A 17422-nucleotide genomic window follows, 5' to 3' on the forward strand; every position below is an offset into this window, starting at 1 on the left:
CAAACCCTCACTTCCGGCCCGCGGTCTGCTCGACCGCGCGCACGATCTTGACGTAGCAGCCGCAGCGGCAGATGTTGCCGCTCATCGACTCCCGGATCTCCTCCGGTGATCCGGTGCGGCCCTCCTGGATGCAGCCGACCCCGGACAGGATCTGGCCCGGCGTGCAGTACCCGCACTGGAAGGCGTCCTCGTCGATGAACGCCTGCTGCAGCGGATGCAGCCGGTCGCCGTCGGCCAGGCCCTCGATCGTGGTGACCTCCGCGCCCTCCAGGCGCACGGCGAGCGTCAGACAGGAGTTCACCCGACGACCGTCGACCAGCACGGTGCACGCGCCGCAGGCCCCCGCGTTGCAGCCCTTCTTCGAGCCGGTCAGGCCGAAGTGCTCACGCAGCAGATCCAGCAGCGACGTGCGGTTGTCCACCGTCACGGTCCGTCGGGTGCCGTTGACCGTCAGTGCGACCCGGCTGGAAGGTGTCGCCGCTGCGGCGCCGGCTTCCTCCGGGCCGAGGAGCGTGCCCCCGATCACGCCGCCGGCAAGGACAACACCGCCGACCGCAGTACTGGTGGCGATGAAGGTGCGCCGAGTCGGCGCCGCGGAGGGCTCGCTGGAGTCGGTGGGGGGTGGAACGGCAGATTCAGGGAGATCAGTGGACATGGATATGCCTTCGCATCACGGACGGATCGGCCGTACAGAGCGGCACGGCAGGAGGCGGGATCGTCGTCGCCGCAGATGTGGGCGACCGCCGCTTCACCACCGCGGCCGTCCATGTGGGGAGTCTGGCATCACAGCTGATGCCTGTGGCAGGGAGAGTTTTGTCCCCCTCTTGGTTTTCTCACCCACGAGTGAGGCCGGCGATGTCGAGAACCCGTGACCGGCTCCGTCCCCGAGGTGAAGGCGACCACAATGGGTCGCACCAGCACCGAGGAGAGATCACGATGGCCAAGTACTTGCTGCTCAAGCACTACCGAGGCGCCCCGGCCGCGGTCAACGACGTGCCCATGGACCAGTGGACGCCGGAGGAGATCTCGGCGCACGTGCAGTACATGAACGACTTCGCGGCCCGGCTGGAGAAGACCGGCGAGTTCGTCGACGGTCAGGCGCTCGCCCCCGAGGGGATGTGGGTCCGGTACGACGGTGAGGGGCGCCCGCCGGTCACCGACGGCCCGTTCGCCGAGACCAAGGACCTCATCGCCGGCTGGATGGTGATCGACGTCGACAGCTACGAGCGCGCCGTCGAGCTGGCCGGGGAACTGTCGGCCGCCCCCGGGGCGGGCGGGAAGCCGATCCACGAGTGGCTGGAGGTGCGCCCGTTCTACGGCGTGACGTCCACCATCACGGAGTGACCTCATCGATGGACGAGGCCCTGCTCCGGAGCCTCACGCCGAGCGTTCTCGCCGTCCTCGTCCGCCGCGGAGCAGACTTCGCGGCGGCCGAGGACGCCGTCCAGGACGCGCTGGTGGAGGCGCTCCGCGTCTGGCCGGCCGACCCGCCGCGGGACGCGAAGGGCTGGCTGGTCACCGTGGCCTGGCGCAAGTTCCTCGACCAGGCCCGCTCGGACGCCGCCCGCCGCCGGCGTGAGGACCGCCTCGACGAGGAGCCGTCGCCCGGGCCGGCGCCCTCGGTGGACGACACACTCCAGCTGTACTTCCTGTGCGCCCATCCGTCCCTGACGCCGTCGTCGGCGGTCGCGCTCACGCTGCGCGCCGTCGGCGGGCTCACCACGCGCCAGATCGCCCGGGCCTACCTGGTGCCCGAGGCGACCATGGCCCAGCGCATCAGCCGCGCCAAACGCACCGTCTCCGGTGTGCGCTTCGACCGGCCCGGCGACGTCGCCACCGTGCTGCGCGTCCTCTACCTGGTCTTCAACGAGGGCTACTCCGGCGACGTCGACCTCGCCGCCGAGGCGATCCGCCTCACCCGGCAGCTCGCGGTCTCGACCGACCACCCCGAGGTGGCGGGGCTGCTCGCCCTCATGCTGCTCCACCACGCCCGGCGCGCCGCCCGCACCGCGCCCGACGGCAGCCTGGTCCCGCTCGCCGAACAGGACCGCCGCCGGTGGGACACCGCGTCGATCGCGGAGGGCGTACGGATCCTGCAGTCGGCCCTCGCCCGCGACCGGCTCGGCGAGTACCAGGCCCAGGCCGCCATCGCAGCCCTCCACGCCGACGCGCCCACCGCCGAGGAGACCGACTGGGTGCAGATCGTCGAGTGGTACGACGAGCTCGCGCGCCTGACCGACAGCCCGGTCGTCCGGCTCAACCGCGCGGTGGCCGTCGGCGAGGCCGACGGACCGCGCGCCGGCCTGGCGGCACTCGCGGCGCTGGACGACTCCCTGCCCCGCCACACCGCGGTGGCGGCATACCTCCACGAGCGCGACGGCGACCTGGCGACAGCGGCACGGCTGTACGCCGAGGCGGCCCGGAAGGCACCCAACCTCGCCGAGCGTGACCACCTGACGCGCCAGGCCGCCCGGCTCAACACCAGCCGGTGATGGAGCAGGGAACCAGGGACGGGAAGCGCTCGGCGAGGGCCTCCGCGCCGGGCGCGAGATTCTGCACGAAAACGTCCGCCCCGCCGAGGAGTTGGTCCAGCACCCGCCTCCCCCGGTCCGACTTCAGGTCGAGGGACAGGGACTCCTTGGAGCGGTTGCGCCACACGAAACAGCTGGACTCGCCGTGCACGGTGGTGTCGTACCGGCGGGCGAACGGGGCGGCCACCGCCTGCTCGACGCTGACGACGGTGATACCGGACAGCGGTGGGTCTGCGGGTGATCGGTCATACGGCGGCCTCCGGGAGCGGGTGTGCCCTGCCGGTATTACCCGCCCCGGCTCAACGCGCCGCCCCGGCTCATGCGTAGAACCGCGTCACGCTCTGCAGCACGCACGCCGGCTTCGCGCCGCCCTCGATCTCGATCGTGCCGTCGACGGTGATCTGCGCGCCGCCGGGGACGTCGTCGACCTCGGCGAGCCGTGCGACCAGGCGGATACGCGAACCGGCAGGCACCGGTGCGGGGAAACGGACCTTGTTCAGACCGTAGTTGACGCGTCACAAGAGGGTGCGGCGACGACGTTCGCAGGGAAGTGCGGCTACGAGATCAAAGCTAAGAGCAATAATTGTTGAGGTCAATAGTTGTTGCTGTCCTTCGGGTGCGTCAGACTGGGACCAGCACACGCAACCGCCCCGCCCGGGGCCTCGACCAGGGAGCCCGCCATCGCCCGCCAGCAGCACGCCACGAACACCGCCCCGATCGATGCGAACGAGCCCTGGATGCGCGGACTGCACGCGGACACCGGCTATCTGCTGTACCGGCTCGGCCTGCGCTCCGGGCAGCTCTTCAACGGCTTCCTCCAGGAGTCGGGCCTGCGGCTGCGCCACTACGCGCTGCTGCGCTTCCTCGCCACGAGCGGGGGCGCGCTCCAGCGTGAGCTGAGCACCCGCCTCGGCTACGACCCCAGCGCGATCGTCGGTCTCGTCGACGACCTGGAACGCGCCGATTTCGTGGAGCGCCGCCCCTCCCCGGACGACCGTCGCAGCCGCATCGTGGTGCTCACCGAGAAGGGCCGGTCATTCCTGCGTGACACCGACGAGGCCGGACAGCGTGTGACGAACGATCTCCTCCGGCCGCTGGACCCGGCCGAGCGGGAGACGCTGCACGACCTGTTGCTGCGCATCGCGGAGCCGGGGCTGTCCCGGGGCTTCACGGAGGGGTGACGCGGCACGATGACCCCGCGTTCGGCACCCGACCGGCTTCTGGCGGTGCTCGGCACCTTCGACCACGATCACCCTGCGCTTTCCCTGACGGACATCAGCCGCCGGGCGGGGCTGTCCCTCACCACCGCGCACCGGCTGGTCGGAGCGCTGACGGCGTGGGGTGCGCTGGAGCGTGATCCGTCCGGCGTCTACCACATAGGGCTGCGGCTGTGGGAGGTGTCGGCGCTCGCACCCCGCGGTCTCGCCCTGCGCCAGGTCGCGCTGCCCTTTCTGGAGGACCTGTACGAAGCCGCCCATGAGAACGTCGCGTTGGCCGTGCGCGACGGCTCGGAGGTCGTCTACATCGAGTGGATCTCCGCCCGCACGGCGATCGGCGTCCGCATCCAGGTGGGCGCCCGCTGGCCGCTGCACGCCACCGGGGTCGGCCTCGCCCTGCTCGCCCACACCGAACCGGAGTTCCAGGCCGCGTACTGCGCCGAGCCGCTCACCGCGTACACCGAGCACACCATCACCGACCCGGGCCGGCTGCGCCGCGCGCTCGCCGAAGTGCGCCGTTCCGGCTGCGCCGTGAGCAGCCGTCAGGTCACCGACGACGCCCTGTCCGTGGCCGCGCCCGTGCGGGGTGCGGGCGCGGCGGTCGTCGCGGCCGTCTCCGTCGTCGTGCCCGTCCGGGACGCGCAGATCCCCGCACTGGCCCCGGCCGTACGGCTGGCGGCGCGCGGTATCTCCCGCGCGCTGGGCTGGCAGCCACGGCCGGAGCCCGAAAGGGCTTCCGTCTGACGGAAGCGGTTGCCGACACGGGCAGCCTGCACGAGTCCCGCTTCTGCGGGGCCGAGCGGTGCATGGGGCCGACCGCAACAGCTGAACCTGGCCCGACCAAGACGTTCAGCCCTCGCCGCTGTACCGAGTCCGCGCGCCGGCCAGTGGATCGCTGCTTGTCGAACCACAGGCCGGCACGCGTTCCAGGTGTTACCGGATCACCGCGGCCATCGCCTGCCACGTGGCCCGCGCCGGCGGCACCGTCGACCGGCTACGGCCTCGCGGCCCATGCTGCCGTACGTGAACCCGCCGAACGGCATCGCGTGTTGGTCGCGCGCCTGCTCCGGTGGACCGGCATCAGGCGTCGGTGGCCGCGTGGACGCGTTGTCCTTCGACGAAGGTCTGCAGGACGCGGGTGGCGGCGATCTCTTCGGGCGGGCCCGCGAACGGGTCGCGATCGAGGACGACGAGGTCGGCCGCCTTGCCGACGGTGATGCTGCCGGTGGTGCCGTCGAGGTGGTTCACGAAGGCGCTGCCCGCCGTGTACGCGGCGATGGCGGTGCCCAGGTCGAGGCGCTGCTCCGGGAGGAAGGCCGGGGTGCCCTCGGGCGCGTGGGGGGAGATCCGGTTGACGGCGACGTGGATGGCCTGGAGCGGGTCGGGGCTGCTGACCGGCCAGTCGCTGCCGGCGGCCAACGTCGCGCCCGCGCGCAGCAGATCACCGAAGGGGTACTGCCGTGCGCCGCGTGCCGCACCGAGGAAGGGCAGGGTCAGCTCGTCCATCTGCGGTTCGTGGGCGGCCCACAGCATCTGCAGGTTGGCACTCGCGCCCAGGGCGCGGAACCGGGGGATGTCGTACGGGTGGACGACCTGGAGATGCGCCAAGTGGTGCCGTGTGTCGCGCCATCCGTTGGCCGTACGGGCGGACTCCACGGCGTCCAGCGCCTCGCGCACCGCGCGGTCGCCGAGCGCGTGGAAGTGGACCTGGAAGCCGAGCGCGTCGAGTTCGGTGACGTACTTCCTCAGCTCTCCCGGCTCGACGAAACTGATGCCGCTGTCGTCCGAGGAGCAGCCGCAGCCGGTCAGATACGGATCGAGCATCGCGGCGGTGTGGTTCTCGGCGATGCCGTCCTGCATGATCTTCACGGTGCCGGCGCGGAACCGGCCTTGGTCCAACTCCTCTCGACGCACGGCGAGTTCGGGGATCTGCTCGGCGCCGCGCTCGCGGTCCCACCACAGGGCGCCGACGACGCGGGCGGTGAGCAGGCCCCGGTCGAGGGCTGCCTGATAGGTGGGCGCCGGGTCGGCCATGTTGGCGTACGCCCCCACGATGGCGTCCTGCCAGGCGGTGACACCGTACGAGTGCAGCACGGCCTGGGCCCGGAGCAGGGCGGCGAGTTGCTCCTCCGGCGTGGGATCCGGCAGCAGCCTTCCCACGAGGTGGACGGCGCCCTCCTGGAGCATGCCGGTCGGGTTGCCGTCGGCGTCGCGCTCGATCCGGCCGTCGGCGGGGTCGGGCGTACGGGCGTCGATGCCCGCACGCTCCAGCGCCCGGCTGTTGACCCAGGCGCCGTGGTGGTCGCGGTTGGGCAGGAACACCGGGCGGTCCGGGACGATCGCGTCGAGGGCGGCGGCGGTGGGGGTGCCGCCGGGGAAGGCCTCCAGGGACCAGCCTCCACCCGTGATCCACTCGACGTCCGGGTGCCGATCGGCGTACGCCTTGATCCTGCGCAGGTACTCGGCCGCGTCGACGGTGTCGGCGAGATGGCACAGCCCGAGCTCGATGCCCGCGCCCTGCGGATGGACGTGGGCGTCCTGAAAGCCTGGGAGCAGCAACTTCCCGGCGAGGTCGACGACTTCGGTGCGCGGCCCGATGAGCTCGCGCACCTCCTCGTGGCCGACGGCGGCGATCCGCCCGCCGCGCACGGCCACGGCGGTTGCGCGGCTGCGGGCGGGATCGACGGTGTGCACGGGGCCGCCCGTGAGGACGAGATCGGCCGGCCCCGTGACCTGGGGATGCGACATGGAGTGAACTCCGTTGGGGGTGGTCAGACCGTCGTACGGTCCATCGGAAGGGTGAGGGACTCGGCGTCGGTGCCGCGCCCGGTGGTGAAGTACGGGGAATGCCTCACGTACTTGGCCACGGCGGCCATGCCCAGGCCGACGAGGACGATCACGGCGGGCAGCGAGAACATGAACCAGCCGTTGTCCGGGCTGAGTTCGAAGTGATCGCTCATGGTCAGGTACGAGTACCCGAGGTAGCCGCCCAGGCCCAGCAGGACCAGGCCGGACGCGGCGGGCACGCCGACGGCGAGCAGCGCCTCGCGCGCCCCTTCGCGCAGCGCGGAGCGGAAGCGCACGGCGCAGCCGAGCGCGGTGAGGCCGTAGTAGAGGGCGACGATCAGGCCGATGGCGTTGACGGCGGCCAGGAGCATGTCGCTCAGCTTGGGAATCGCGACGGCGAGCAGGGCGATCACGGCGGCGATGGTCATCACGACGACCGTGCCGGCGGCGGGCGTGCCGTATCGGGGGTGGATCCGGGTCCACAGCGGTCCCATGGTGCGGTCGCGGCCCATGGCGAGCAGTCCACGCGCCGTGGGGATCAGCGTGGCCTGCACGGAGGCGACCGCGGAGAACATCAGCGCGACCAGGGGCAGGGTGGCCCAAGGCTCGGCGGCCAGCTTCTCCCCGAGGTACGGGAGCGCCTGGGGGCCGTTCTGGACGAGTTCGCCCAGGCTCATCTCCCGCTGGAAGGCGACCGAGGCGAAGAGGAACAGGCCGAGCATGGCGAACAGGGCGATGAGGCCTCCTCGGGCCGCGTCGCCCGGGCTCTTCGTCTCCTCGGTGACGCTGAAGGCCGCGTCCCAGCCCCAGAAGAAGAACACCGCGAGGACCATGCCCTGGGCGAAGGTGGTGCCGCTGGAGATCTCGAAGGGGTTGAACCAGGAGAAGGAGAAGGCGTGGTCGCCGGTGACCAGGGCCCAGCCGCAGAAGCCCAGCAGCACCGCGTACTCGAAGACCAGCAGCGCGAACTGGAACCGGGCGACTGCCCGCATCCCGGTGACGGCCATGGCGGTGACGGCGAGGAGGATCACCAGCCCGACCGCCGTGCTGACACCGGTGGACGTCGGATCGAGGGCGATGCCGGCGAGACTGTGCAGGCCGGCCTTGTTGGCGAAGATCAGGACGACCGAGCCCATGATCGCGCTGGTGTAGGCACAGAAGATGATCGAGCCGACCAGGGTGACCCAGCCGGTCAGGAAGCCGGGCCAGGGGCCGAGGGACTTGCCGACCCACACGTAGCCGTTGCCCATGTTCGGTTCCGAGCGGTTCAGACGGGCGTAGGCGGTGGCGATGCCGAGCACCGGCAGGAACGCCAGGAGCAGCAGCGCCGGGGCCTGAAGGCCCACGACGGTCGCGATCGTGCCCATGCCGATGGCGATGCTGGTGGTGGCCGCGGTGCTGGACGCGGCGATGGCGATGCCGTCGACGACACCGAGGGATCGACGCAGGGCGGGGCCGGACCCGGCGGACGGGTTCGGCGGGGAGGACAGGGGCGGTGCGGACGACATGAAGGGCTCCTCGGGGAAGAGGACGGGGAAGAGCCGCGCGGGAATGCGATGGAACAGCCGACGTCCACATTGGGTCAACCCTGTTGACGTAAGGCAGTCGGGGGCCGTTCACTGAGCGTGCTTCGTCGGCGTGCAGTGAGAGGAACGTGGCCATGCCCACTCGTGTCCCGCAGGAACGCAGACGCCGGCGGCCCACCCGGTCCGGGATCCTGCTGTCGGAGGACCTGATCGTGGAGACCGCGCTGCGGCTGATCGGCGAACACGGGCCGGAGGCACTGAGCGTGCGCCGGCTCGGCGCGGCACTGGGCTGCGACCCGACCGCTCTCTACCGCTACTTCCACGGCACCGACGACCTGGTGCTCGCCATCGCCGACCGAATCATCGGCGACGCCATGGCGGGGTTCGTCCCCGGCGACGACTGGGTGGCCTCGCTGCGCGAGATGGCCCTGCGGGTCCGCGCAGGGTATCTCGCCCATCCCCGGGCGGCCGCCATGGCGGCGCATCGGGTGACCCGGCGCAGGAGCGAGATACAGGCGGTGGAGACGGGGATCGGCCTGCTGCTGTCCGCGGGCTTCGAGCCGGCCGCCGCCGTACGGCTCTACCTGGCCTTCATCGACACCGTGCTCAGCCACGCGGCCACGGACGCGGCGTTCCAGGCGCTCCCCCGACAGCAGCGCGAGGCCGATCACCGAGCGTGGCGGGACGTCTATCAGGGCTTGGACCCGGCGGCATACCCGGCGCTCACCGCAGTACGCCCCGAGTTGCCCGGGATGGCGGACAGCTCCTTCGAGGAGGCGGTGGACCTCCTCCTCGAGGCACTGGTGGCCCGCGCCCCGGCAGGGCGGGTACGCGGCCGCTGAGGCCCGCCGTGCACGCCGGGGACCACCGCCCTCACTGTGTCGCCGACCGGGCACTCTTCCGCCCCCGACGACGCCGGGTCGCTCGGGGCGCGAGAGTGTCGACTTCGACGGGTGACGTGGAGCGCCCCGGCAAGCGCGGGCGAGGGAGATCCCCCCCAGGCCTGCCCCGAGAGCCCGCTTCGGTCGGCTCGGGCGATTGCGGGCATCGCCTCATGGCTGCGTCACTTGGTCGCTCCCAGTTGCTGCGCCCTGGAGTAGCACCAGTGCACGAAGGAGGCCGGCGGCGGGCTGGTCACGCTGTCGTTCAGGTACAGGACATCCGCCACGTCCACCACGGGAATCCACGGCAGCCGGACGAACAGTCGGTACTCGAAGCAGGAGGGATGGCGAACGGGATCGTCTCGATCCTGGTGATCTTCACGTCTGGTCCGCTCGACCCAGGGCGCGATGGCCGGCCCAGCTGCCGTGGAAGCGGAAGGCATCCGGCTGGGCAGTCCGACCCAGCCGGCGGGATTTCCGGGCTGTTGACCCGCCACCGACCTCAACAGAACCATTTCCGCAGGTCGGCGCCATGAAAAGCGTGCACCAGCTGCAGACGAAGAGCCTGCCGGCAGGCTTCCGCTCCGTCGCCCCGCCGGTGATGACCACTGACACTCTGACCAGCCCTTTCACGGAACAACTTCCGCCTGGCAGAAGCCGCCTTGCGCGGTGCCCGCAGCCCTCAGGACCCTGAGTCCGACCACGGCACGCGGGGCGACGGCGCCCCGCCGACAGGGACGGGAACGCCATGCCCCAAGGGCTTGTACGAAGGCGGAGACCAGAGCGTCCATGCCGTCGGCCAGTTCCAGTTGCTCGACGTGGAAGAGCCCGAAGTAGTCGACCAGCACCTCCAGCAGGGAGGCGTGTTCGTAGTGGGCCAGGCCGCTCACCTGGCCCGCGAGGTCCCAGGCCTGCGGGGTGAGCCTGGTGCTGGCGTACTGCCAGAGTGAGGTGGACATCAGCGCCTCGACGTCCGGGTCGTCCACTTCGCCCGCGAGGATGGCCTTGTGCTGCTCGGGCCGCAGCCCGTGCCAGACGTGGTGCAGCAGTTCTTCGAGTAACTGGCGCGGGTCACGGGCCTCCGGTCCGGTCAGCCCGTACCGGCCGGACAGGGTGTGGGTGTCGCGGGCTCGTACGCGCTGTCCGCGCAGGTGGACGTCCGGGTTGGCGTTGACGAACGTCCGTGTGGGCAGCCGGAATCGGTGGACGTAGTGCAGCGTGGTGTGGTGGTTGGAGGGCAGCCGCATCGCGCCCAGCTCGCCGTGGGTGCCGTCCCAGAAGCGGTGCGTGCGGATGCGGCCGCCGGGACGGCCCGCTCTCTCGTAGACCGTGACCTCCAGCCTTCGGCGAACCAGCTCGTAGGCACAGGCCAGGCCGGAGATGCCGCCGCCGATCACGGCCACCCGGCCCGTGGCGCTGCGCCGCGCCTCCACCAAGTCCGCGGGGAACCGGAAGTGTTCGTCGAAGGGGCTGCCGGTGTCGGTGTCCGTCATGTCACGGGACGCTACGCAGCAGTGCGGGGCGCATGGCGGAGGCGGTATTGCAGTCGCATGAAAACGCCGGAGGCTGCGCGTCCGCCCCGCCTCCCGGTCAGCCGGACTGGCGCACCGGCTCCGATGCCTCCCGCCGTGCGTACGCCGCCCAGTCCACGATCTGTACCGCCGCGCCGGCGGCCTCAGTGCCCCGGCAGTGGGCGTGATGCCTGCGGGCGATGCCGTCCAGGTCGAGGTGAGAGCCGAAGGCGGGGTGCGCCGCCAGCCGTCGTGCATACGCCCACAGACGGGGATGGTTGGTGATCCGGTCAACCGCGGCGGCGTCCAGGTGGTGGCGGTGCACGGTGTCCAGCTGCACCAGCGTCACCCACAACTGCACATCGGCGAGGGTGAGTTCGCCGCCCAGCACGTGCTCCCGGGAGGCGAGCCGCCACTCCAGCACGTCCAGCGCGCGTAGCAGAGTGGCCAGCGCGGTGTCGCATGCCGACGGGTCGCCACCGGACTGTCCGGCGCGCTGGGCCACCCAGGTGATGCCCTGCTCGCAGAGCCGGCCCACGGCCTCGATCGCCTGCTCGGCACCGCGCGGGTGGAGGTCGGGGCCATGACCGCCGAACTGCCGGGCCAGGTCCCGCAGGATGTCGGGAGTGTGGATGCTGACGATCCGCCCGGTCCAGTTGTCGCTGAGGACCGGCGCCACGGCCGGACCGGGGTGCTGGTGTGAACTGGCCTCGTACAGCGGGCGCAGGGCCCGGTGTCCGCCGCCGGGTGCGTCGGGTACGGCGGGCAGCAGCGTCACCGGGAGGGTGTCGTCGAGGCCGAGCAGGCTGTGTGTGACGGCGATCTGCAGACTGTGCGGACAGGACAGCGACAGGTGAAGCCGGTAGCGGTGCGGTGCGGCGTGGTAGCCGCTGCGCGCGTCACAGCCGATCCTGCTCCGGAAGGACGGCACGGCTGTCGGGGATGTGGCGGACATGCGTCTCCCTGGGTTGCTCGGTCACAGGCATACGGGCATACGGAGGCGACGGCACGCGGCGGCTTCGGCACGGCCGGGATGCGGTACTTGTGCGGGAGGGTCAGGCAGCGGGGGCAAGGCCGCCATGGCGCAGGGAACTTGCCGCACTGCACACACGCACGAGATCGATGTGGCGGCGGGACGTCAGCAGGGGCAGCGGCCGGACGGCGACACGGACAGCGTCGCCGCCGTGGTCCAGCGCAGCACAGCCCATGATTCCCTACCAATTCACTAGGATTCCCATAGTGGAGTGTCAGGCTACGTCCAAGCTGCGTCAAGAGGGCCGTACAGACCGACACCAGGACGTCTCACCACGTGAGAGGGCCCCTGGCTCGCCGGGGCGGTCAGGCCACGCGGCCGGCCTCGCGGGCGGCGAGCAGCGCGCGGACCGCCTCGACGGCGGCACCGGTCACAGAGGGATCCGCTCCATGCCGAGGGCGCGCGCTGAGCCGTACCGGAGGAACGGTGGGCAAGCCCTCGACCGGAGACAGTCCCTCGGGGTGCTGACCACCGGGCACGGCGAGCAGCGCGGCGCCCAGTCCGGCGCGGGCCGCGTCCAGGACGCCCGCGAGATACCCGGCCTCGGCGACGACGGTGGCCGGGGTGTGGTCGGCGGCCAGCGCGGTGAGGGCGCGGCGGCGGATGACGCACGGTTCGTTGATCGCGACCAGCGGCAGCGGGGCAGGGGCGACGGGCGGCTTCCAGCCGGGGGCGGCGTACCAGCGCAGGGGCAGTCCGCCCACTGGGTTGCCCGCCGCGGCGGTCGCCTCGGTGACGTAGACGGCGAGGTCGAGTTCGCCGCGGTCGACCGCGTCCGTCAGCCGCGCCGAGCGGTCGATCCGCACCCGCACCTCGGCGCCCGGACGCACCTCCCGTACCGCCTCGGTGAGCACCGGGAGGATCTGGTCGGCGCCGTGCTCGGTGGCGCCGATGACGACGGTGGCGGCTTCCGGGCCGTCGTCACTCAGGAGCCTGCGTACGGCCGCGTCGTGCGCCGCGACGATCAGCCGTGCCTCCTGAAGCAGTTGGGCGCCGTGGGCCGTGAACCGGGTCTTGCGGCCGTCGCGTTCCACGACGGGGCGGCCCAGGGTCTTCTCCAGCCGCCGCACGTGCTGGCTGACCGCGGACTGGCTGAGCGCGAGCGCGCCGGCGGCGCGGTGGAAGCCGCCGTAGTCGGCGACGGCGATCAGGCTGCGCAGCGCCACGATGTCCAGGACCGGTCGCATGGGCGCAGGCTAGCACCGATTGATTAAGGATCGTGATCGGTTTTGATGGCGAATCGTCGTTGGACGTACGGCTTTCGCCTCCTGCATGCTGGGCGCATGCCGCGTCCAGCCAACGCGTCGGCCTGCGGGCCGCGCCCCCACAGCACCGGACCCCGGCCGACGGCCGTCGGGTCGGCGGTGTGCTGCGGTGCGGGCACCCGGCTGACGCAGCGGCGGGTGGTCGACCTCGGCCGCGCCGTCACGATGCGCTGTTGCTGATCGACGCCTGATCAACGCTTTCGCGATGCTCCGTTGAGCCGAACCCCGTCCAGCTGATCCCCGCACGCCTGGCGGCTGCGCGGGCCCTCGACGCATGTGCGCGTCCCGTTCTCGCCCGCCCACGGCACAGGTGCGCCCCGTTCAATCCCCTGAGCCCTCCGATGAATCGAGTCACCATGAGCTCTCCCCCGCCTGTCCACGCCTGGGACGAACCAGAGGGGATCGCCCCGCGCGGCACCCTGGTCGTCCTCCCCGGCCGCGGCGAACACAGCGGCGTGTACGAGCGGTTCGGCCGCCGCCTCGCAGCCGACGGCTACCGCGTCCGGGCCTTGACGGATCCCTCCCCCGACCCGACAACGGTCACCGATGAGGCCGCCAAGCTGCTGCGCGACGAAACGCTGCCGGGCCCCCGGGTGCTGGTCGGATCCGACACCGGCGCCCTGTACGCGGCGTCGCTCGCCGCACGTGGCACACCGGGCCTGGACGCGCTGATCCTCGCCGGGCTGCCCACCGCACCGCACGCCCTCGCGGCGGCAACCGACTGGGAGGCCGAACTCGACCAGCGCACCGCCTGCCCCACGCACCGGGGCAGGCTCACCTCCGATGTCTCGTTCCGGCGCGGCGCTCTCACGGACCCGGCCCCTGCCGAACTGCCCGCCCTGGACGGCATCTCCGTCCCCGTCCTCGCGCTGCACGGCGCCGACGACTCCGTCAGCCCGCTCCCTGAGGCCGCCCGCGCCTACCGTGCTCTGCCCGGCGTGGAGCTGGTGAGCCTGGCCGGGACCCGGCACGACGCCCTCAACGACCTCACCCACCGCACGGCCGCCGCCACGATCGTGCTGTTCCTGGAGCGGCTGCGGCTCTTCCCGGACCTCGCGCCCATCGCCGTACGGGAGGACCTCGCATGACCGCCCGGGTGCTGACCGGCGTGACCGAGTTGCACTCCCTGCTGCACAGCGGTGGTCCGAGGCCCGTCGTCCTCGACGTGCGGTGGCGGCTCGGCGACCCGAACGGACGCGAGCGCTACCTCAAGGAGCACATCCCCGGCGCCGTTTACGTCGACCTCGACACCGAACTCGCCGCCCTGCCCACGCCGGAAGGCGGTCGCCATCCCCTGCCCGACCCGGCGGACCTGCAAGCGGCCGCGCGCCGCTGGGGCATCTCCGCGGGCCGCCCGGTGGTCGTGTACGACGACAACGGCAACACGGCCGCCGCCCGCGCCTGGTGGCTGCTGCGCTGGGCCGGAGTCGAACACGTCACCCTGCTGAACGGTGCGCTGGGCGCCTGGCGCGCGGCCGGACTGCCCACGGAGGCCGGAGAGCCCGAAGCGCCCAAACCGGGCGACATCGCGCTCACCCCGGGACGGCTGCCGGTACTGGACGCGGACGCGGCGGCCGAAGTCGCCCGTGACGGTGTGCTGTTGGACGCCCGGGCCGCCGAGCGGTACCGGGGCGAGAGCGAGCCGGTCGACCCGCGTGCCGGGCACATTCCCGGTGCGCTGTCCGCCCCGACCGGTGACAACCTCAACCCCGACGGGACCTTTCGCGATGTGGAGGAGCTCGCCGTGCGGTTCACGGCGCTGGGTGCCGATGACGCGACCGAGGTGGGGGTGTACTGCGGGTCCGGCGTCACGGCCGCCCACCAGATCGCAGCTCTCGCCCACGCCGGTATCCCCGCCGCGCTGTACCCCGGTTCCTGGTCGGCCTGGTCCGCCGACCCGAACCGCCCAGCGGTGCTGGGCGAACTGCCGTACTGACCCCTGACCGCAGGCTCCCCCACCGCCACCCTTCCCGACGAGAGGCCCTGATGTCCTCCCCGAACACAACCGTCTCCGGAACGTCCCCGCCGACGCGCACAACCGCGCCCCCGGCACCGGCCGCGGCGAAGACGACCGCCCGTCCCCGGCCGCGCAAACGCCCAGCCCTCCGCGTGCCGCGCAGCGTCCGCCGAGCCGCCGGGCCGGTCGGACTGCTGGCGCTGTGGTTCCTCACGAGCACCACCGGTGTGCTGCCCGAGTCCGTCCTCGCCTCCCCCGTCGATGTCGTCCAACGGGCCGTCGACCTCACACAGACCGGTGAACTGCCGCAGGCCGTCGCCGCGTCCGGCCGCCGCGCCACGATCGGCTTCCTCATCGGTGCGGCCGTCGCCCTCGCGCTGTCGCTCACCGCGGGGCTGTTCCGGCTGGGCGAGGACGTGATCGACGCGTCGATGGGCATGTTCCGGGCCATCCCCTGGGTGGGGCTGATCCCGCTGTTCATCGTCTGGTTCGGCATCGACGAGACCCCGAAGATCGCGCTGGTCGCGCTCGGTGTGACGTACCCGCTGTACTTCAACATCTACGGCGGCATCCGCTCCGCCGACGCCCAACTCATCGAAGCGGGGCGGATGGCGGGGCTCGGCCGCCTCGATCTGATCCGGTACGTGATCCTGCCGTCCGCGCTGCCCGGAGCACTGGTGGGGCTGCGGTACGCGCTGTCGACCGCCTGGCTGGCGCTGGTCTTCGCCGAGCAGGTCAACGCCGACGCCGGCATCGGCTACCTGATGAGCAACGCCCAGCAGTACTTCCAGACCGACGTCATCGTGCTGTGCCTCGCCGTGTACGCGGTGCTCGGGTTGCTGTGCGACTTCGCGGTACGGCTGCTGTCGCGGCGGCTGCTGGCCTGGCGGGCCTCGTTCGAGGGGGAGGGGGCGTGACGGAGATGACCGCGCACGTGAAGGTCCGCGGACTGACCCGCGCCTTCGACGACAAGACCGTCATCGACGGGCTGGATCTCACCCTTCACCAGGGCGAATTCGTTGCCCTTCTCGGGCACAGCGGCTGCGGCAAGTCGACGCTGTTGAAGATCCTGGCCGGGCTGGACAGCGAGACCGAGGGCGAGGTGACCGTACCGCAGCGCCGCTCGGTGGCCTTCCAGTCGCCGCGGCTGATGCCCTGGCTGCGCGTGTGGCGCAACGTCGTGCTCGGACTGCCCGGCTCGCCGGACCGGGCGCTCGCCGAGCGGTATCTGGCCGAGGTGGGCATCCAGGAGTACGCGGGCCGGTGGCCCAAGACGCTCTCCGGCGGCCAGGCCCAGCGCGTCTCGCTGGCCCGCGCCCTGGTGCGCGAGCCCGAACTGCTGCTGCTCGACGAGCCGTTCGGCGCCCTCGACGCCCTCACCCGTGGCAAGGCGCAGCGCCTGGTCGCAGACCTGTGGCGGCGGCACGGCTGCTCGGTCCTGCTGGTCACGCACGACGTGGAGGAAGCGCTGCTGCTGGCCGACCGGATCCTGGTGATGGACGGCGGGCGGATCGCCTACGAGGCCGACGTCGGCCTGGGGCGGCCGCGCGACCTCGGCTCCCCCGACTTCGTACGGCTGCGCGGCGAACTGCTGCACCGGCTCGGCGTCGAGGACGCCTCGGCACATCTCCAAGAGGCCACGTCATGAACGACCGTCATCACAGAAACCGCAAGCACGACATCCATCGCAGAAACCGCACGCACGACAGGAACCTCATGACACGCACGACCGGCCGCGCGGTGCGCGCCCTCGGCGCCACGTTCTCCCTCACCGCCCTGCTCGCCACCACCGCCTGCGGCGGCGACAGCGAGGCCGCCTCCGACGGGAGCTCGTCGCGTGTGACGCTCACCATCGGTGACCAGGCGAAGAACCTCCAGACCTTGCTCAACGCCTCCGGCGCCCTCAAGGGGACGTCGTACAAGGTGAAGTGGGCCGAATTCGAGGGTGCGGCACCGCTGTTCCAGGCCGTGCAGGCGGGCGCCGCGGACACCTCGTACGCCGCCGATCTGCCCACGCTCCAGGCCCTCTCCGGCGGTGTGCCGGTCAAGGCGGTAGGCGCGCTGCGCAACGACGGTACGCACACCGGGATCGTGGTCCGGCAGGGCTCGTCGGTGCGGAGCGTCAAGGACCTCAAGGGCAAGAAAGTCGTGGCCTCCTCGGCCAAGGGATCCATCGCCGAGTACCTGCTCGCACACGTGCTCCAGCAGGCGGGGCTGAGCTACGACGACGTCAAGGTGCAGTACCTGCTGCCGACCGACGCGCAGGCCGCTTTCACCTCCGGAAAGATCGAGGCCTGGGCCACGTTCGGGGTCTACAAGGCAGTCGCCGAGCAGCAGGGCGGCCGGCTCCTCGTCAACGGCGCCGACGGGCACGTGAGCGGCTACGGCTTCATCGGCGCCTCCGAGGAAGCGCTGGCGGACCAGGACAAGAAGGCGGCCATCGCCGACTACCTCCGCCGCCTGGACAAGGCTCTGGCCTGGTCGCAGGAACACCCGGACGACTACGCCAAGGCCATCCAGCAGAACAACGGCGCCTCCGCCGAGGTCGCGAAGACGCTGGTGAGCCAATCCAACAGTGAGCTGCTGCCGGTGAGTTCGCAGGTCATCGACGCCGTGCAGAAGGTCGGCGACACCATGCACGGCATCGGCGTCCTCACCCCGAACCCGACCGTCGCCGACCACGTCGACACCAGCCTCGTCAAGGAGTGAGCCCC

At 71.7% G+C, this 17422-nt stretch carries 16 protein-coding genes and 2 pseudogenes; 10 read left to right on the plus strand and 8 right to left on the minus strand.

The window, feature by feature from the left end; all coding sequences use genetic code 11:
* Positions 1-7: 7 nt before the first annotated feature.
* Entirely contained in the window at positions 8-655 is a 648-nt protein-coding gene (locus ACFV7R_RS28510; protein ID WP_385268438.1) for a (2Fe-2S)-binding protein, read from the minus strand.
* Between the two features lie 281 nt (positions 656-936).
* Here ACFV7R_RS28510 and ACFV7R_RS28515 point away from each other — a divergent pair, with 281 nt between their 5' ends.
* On the plus strand, positions 937-1344 hold the full coding sequence (locus ACFV7R_RS28515) for a YciI family protein (protein ID WP_385268440.1): 408 nt from the start codon (positions 937-939) through the stop codon (positions 1342-1344).
* A gap of 8 nt (positions 1345-1352) precedes the next feature.
* A complete protein-coding gene (locus ACFV7R_RS28520; protein WP_385268560.1) occupies positions 1353-2492 on the plus strand; it encodes an RNA polymerase sigma factor in 1140 nt (379 codons plus the stop codon).
* Here ACFV7R_RS28520 and ACFV7R_RS28525 read toward each other — a convergent pair.
* Positions 2482-2817, minus strand: a pseudogene (locus ACFV7R_RS28525) (CoA transferase); the annotation flags it as partial. The gene ACFV7R_RS28520 and the pseudogene ACFV7R_RS28525 sit on opposite strands and share 11 nt — an antisense overlap.
* A gap of 31 nt (positions 2818-2848) precedes the next feature.
* Positions 2849-3046 (minus strand): annotated as a pseudogene (locus ACFV7R_RS28530) (MaoC family dehydratase); the annotation flags it as partial.
* A 222-nt stretch (positions 3047-3268) separates the two neighbouring features.
* Between ACFV7R_RS28530 and ACFV7R_RS28535 the strand changes: the two are divergent.
* Both ACFV7R_RS28535 and ACFV7R_RS28540 read left to right on the plus strand, forming a co-directional pair.
* On the plus strand, positions 3269-3712 hold the full coding sequence (locus tag ACFV7R_RS28535) for a MarR family winged helix-turn-helix transcriptional regulator (protein ID WP_385268442.1): 444 nt from the start codon (positions 3269-3271) through the stop codon (positions 3710-3712).
* A gap of 9 nt (positions 3713-3721) precedes the next feature.
* A complete protein-coding gene (locus ACFV7R_RS28540) occupies positions 3722-4492 on the plus strand; it encodes an IclR family transcriptional regulator (protein WP_385268444.1) in 771 nt (256 codons plus the stop codon).
* A gap of 336 nt (positions 4493-4828) precedes the next feature.
* On the opposite strand, the gene ACFV7R_RS28545 is transcribed toward ACFV7R_RS28540, so the two are convergent.
* Both ACFV7R_RS28545 and ACFV7R_RS28550 read right to left on the minus strand, forming a co-directional pair.
* A complete protein-coding gene (locus ACFV7R_RS28545) occupies positions 4829-6496 on the minus strand; it encodes an amidohydrolase (RefSeq protein WP_385268445.1) in 1668 nt (555 codons plus the stop codon).
* A gap of 23 nt (positions 6497-6519) precedes the next feature.
* Positions 6520-8043, minus strand: a complete 1524-nt coding sequence (locus ACFV7R_RS28550) for an APC family permease (protein WP_385268447.1) — start codon at positions 8041-8043, stop codon at positions 6520-6522.
* Between the two features lie 152 nt (positions 8044-8195).
* On the opposite strand from ACFV7R_RS28550, the gene ACFV7R_RS28555 reads away from it, so the two are divergent.
* Positions 8196-8903: a TetR/AcrR family transcriptional regulator gene (locus ACFV7R_RS28555; RefSeq protein WP_385268449.1), complete on the plus strand. Its 708-nt coding sequence runs from the start codon at positions 8196-8198 to the stop codon at positions 8901-8903.
* A 668-nt stretch (positions 8904-9571) separates the two neighbouring features.
* Here the strand turns inward: ACFV7R_RS28555 and ACFV7R_RS28560 are convergent.
* The 3 genes from ACFV7R_RS28560 to ACFV7R_RS28570 form a co-directional block, all read right to left on the minus strand.
* Positions 9572-10435, minus strand: coding sequence for a flavin monoamine oxidase family protein (locus tag ACFV7R_RS28560; RefSeq protein WP_385268451.1), 864 nt, complete (start codon positions 10433-10435; stop codon positions 9572-9574).
* 97 nt (positions 10436-10532) lie between these two features.
* A complete protein-coding gene (locus ACFV7R_RS28565; RefSeq protein ID WP_385268453.1) occupies positions 10533-11408 on the minus strand; it encodes a glutathione S-transferase C-terminal domain-containing protein in 876 nt (291 codons plus the stop codon).
* A gap of 383 nt (positions 11409-11791) precedes the next feature.
* The gene (locus ACFV7R_RS28570) at positions 11792-12673 is read right to left on the minus strand and encodes a LysR family transcriptional regulator (RefSeq protein WP_385268455.1); all 882 of its coding nucleotides are present in this window, start codon (positions 12671-12673) and stop codon (positions 11792-11794) included.
* A gap of 434 nt (positions 12674-13107) precedes the next feature.
* Between ACFV7R_RS28570 and ACFV7R_RS28575 the strand changes: the two genes are divergently transcribed.
* The 5 genes from ACFV7R_RS28575 to ACFV7R_RS28595 all read left to right on the plus strand — a co-directional run bounded on the left by ACFV7R_RS28575 (position 13108) and on the right by ACFV7R_RS28595 (position 17417).
* Positions 13108-13839: an alpha/beta hydrolase gene (locus tag ACFV7R_RS28575; protein ID WP_385268457.1), complete on the plus strand. Its 732-nt coding sequence runs from the start codon at positions 13108-13110 to the stop codon at positions 13837-13839.
* Positions 13836-14687 (plus strand): sulfurtransferase, encoded by an 852-nt coding sequence (locus tag ACFV7R_RS28580; RefSeq protein ID WP_385268459.1) that lies wholly within the window; start codon positions 13836-13838, stop codon positions 14685-14687. The genes ACFV7R_RS28575 and ACFV7R_RS28580 overlap by 4 nt, the downstream gene beginning before the upstream one ends.
* Positions 14688-14737: 50 nt before the next feature.
* Positions 14738-15625, plus strand: a complete 888-nt coding sequence (locus ACFV7R_RS28585; RefSeq protein WP_385268461.1) for an ABC transporter permease — start codon at positions 14738-14740, stop codon at positions 15623-15625.
* Between the two features lie 5 nt (positions 15626-15630).
* Positions 15631-16356 carry an ABC transporter ATP-binding protein gene (locus ACFV7R_RS28590; RefSeq protein WP_385268562.1) on the plus strand — a complete coding sequence of 242 codons (726 nt, stop codon included), beginning with the start codon at positions 15631-15633 and terminating at the stop codon, positions 16354-16356.
* 68 nt (positions 16357-16424) lie between these two features.
* The gene (locus ACFV7R_RS28595; protein ID WP_385268463.1) at positions 16425-17417 is read left to right on the plus strand and encodes an ABC transporter substrate-binding protein; all 993 of its coding nucleotides are present in this window, start codon (positions 16425-16427) and stop codon (positions 17415-17417) included.
* The last annotated feature ends 5 nt before the right edge of the window (positions 17418-17422 follow it).

It is taken from the genome of Streptomyces sp. NPDC059866, from assembly GCF_042731325.1.
Classification (GTDB): domain Bacteria; phylum Actinomycetota; class Actinomycetes; order Streptomycetales; family Streptomycetaceae; genus Streptomyces; species Streptomyces flavusporus.

What these genes read in the sequence shown, in the direction of transcription:
- ACFV7R_RS28575 (WP_385268457.1), top strand. Translation starts at nt 13,108, where the DNA reads ATGAGCTCTCCCCCGCCTGTCCACGCCTGGGACGAACCAGAGGGGATC.
- ACFV7R_RS28560 (WP_385268451.1), bottom strand. Translation starts at nt 10,435, where the DNA reads ATGACGGACACCGACACCGGCAGCCCCTTCGACGAACACTTCCGGTTC.
- ACFV7R_RS28510 (WP_385268438.1), bottom strand. Translation starts at nt 655, where the DNA reads ATGTCCACTGATCTCCCTGAATCTGCCGTTCCACCCCCCACCGACTCC.
- ACFV7R_RS28590 (WP_385268562.1), top strand. Translation starts at nt 15,631, where the DNA reads ATGACCGCGCACGTGAAGGTCCGCGGACTGACCCGCGCCTTCGACGAC.
- ACFV7R_RS28545 (WP_385268445.1), bottom strand. Translation starts at nt 6,496, where the DNA reads ATGTCGCATCCCCAGGTCACGGGGCCGGCCGATCTCGTCCTCACGGGC.
- ACFV7R_RS28585 (WP_385268461.1), top strand. Translation starts at nt 14,738, where the DNA reads ATGTCCTCCCCGAACACAACCGTCTCCGGAACGTCCCCGCCGACGCGC.
- ACFV7R_RS28595 (WP_385268463.1), top strand. Translation starts at nt 16,425, where the DNA reads ATGACACGCACGACCGGCCGCGCGGTGCGCGCCCTCGGCGCCACGTTC.
- ACFV7R_RS28515 (WP_385268440.1), top strand. Translation starts at nt 937, where the DNA reads ATGGCCAAGTACTTGCTGCTCAAGCACTACCGAGGCGCCCCGGCCGCG.
- ACFV7R_RS28535 (WP_385268442.1), top strand. Translation starts at nt 3,269, where the DNA reads ATGCGCGGACTGCACGCGGACACCGGCTATCTGCTGTACCGGCTCGGC.
- ACFV7R_RS28520 (WP_385268560.1), top strand. Translation starts at nt 1,353, where the DNA reads ATGGACGAGGCCCTGCTCCGGAGCCTCACGCCGAGCGTTCTCGCCGTC.
- ACFV7R_RS28565 (WP_385268453.1), bottom strand. Translation starts at nt 11,408, where the DNA reads ATGTCCGCCACATCCCCGACAGCCGTGCCGTCCTTCCGGAGCAGGATC.
- ACFV7R_RS28580 (WP_385268459.1), top strand. Translation starts at nt 13,836, where the DNA reads ATGACCGCCCGGGTGCTGACCGGCGTGACCGAGTTGCACTCCCTGCTG.
- ACFV7R_RS28570 (WP_385268455.1), bottom strand. Translation starts at nt 12,673, where the DNA reads ATGCGACCGGTCCTGGACATCGTGGCGCTGCGCAGCCTGATCGCCGTC.
- ACFV7R_RS28550 (WP_385268447.1), bottom strand. Translation starts at nt 8,043, where the DNA reads ATGTCGTCCGCACCGCCCCTGTCCTCCCCGCCGAACCCGTCCGCCGGG.
- ACFV7R_RS28555 (WP_385268449.1), top strand. Translation starts at nt 8,196, where the DNA reads ATGCCCACTCGTGTCCCGCAGGAACGCAGACGCCGGCGGCCCACCCGG.
- ACFV7R_RS28540 (WP_385268444.1), top strand. Translation starts at nt 3,722, where the DNA reads ATGACCCCGCGTTCGGCACCCGACCGGCTTCTGGCGGTGCTCGGCACC.